The following is a 560-nucleotide window of genomic DNA, read 5'->3' as shown; positions in this document are numbered from 1 at the left end:
ATTAAAAAAGGCAACTTGCGTTGCCTTTTTGCGTTTATTTTGCGTCAGTCGCCGTGCCGTTGGCATGCCAGTCAAACACGCCGAACTCGAAGCCCTTCAAATCGCCCTTCTCATCCCAGGACAGCGGCCCCATCACGGTTTCCACCGAGTTCGCTTTCAGCCAGGTGGCAATCTCCGCCGGATCGGCTGACTGGTTCAGGCCCGCTTGCAGAGACTGCAACGCTGCGTAGGTGGTCCAGACGAACGCACCACTTGGATCCTGTTTCTTCGCCTTGATGGCATCGACCACAGGTTTGTTCGCAGGCACCTGGTCGTAGTTCTTCGGTTTGGTGACCAGCAGCCCTTCAGCGGATTCACCCGCGATATTAGACAGTGAAACGTTCGCGACACCTTCTGGCCCCATGAACTGCGTCTTCAGACCCGCCGCACGCGCCTGGCGCAGGATCTGCCCCATTTCCGGGTGGTAGCCGCCGTAGTAAACGAAATCGATATTTTCTTTCTTCAGACGCGCGACCAGGGTCGAGAAGTCTTTCTCACCGGCGGTGATACCGTCAAAGAAC

At 56.4% G+C, this 560-nt stretch carries 1 pseudogene; it reads right to left on the bottom strand.

Annotation, left to right across the window (positions count from 1 at the left end):
* Window positions 1–34: 34 nt before the first annotated feature.
* Window positions 35–560 (bottom strand): annotated as a pseudogene (gene livJ / locus DIT71_RS17685) (branched chain amino acid ABC transporter substrate-binding protein LivJ); the annotation flags it as partial.

The organism is Marinobacter vulgaris, assembly GCF_003344045.1.
GTDB classification, from domain to species: domain Bacteria; phylum Pseudomonadota; class Gammaproteobacteria; order Pseudomonadales; family Oleiphilaceae; genus Marinobacter; species Marinobacter vulgaris.
Note: the sequence above shows the minus strand (reverse complement) of the source record. Positions and strands in the feature narration are given on the sequence as shown.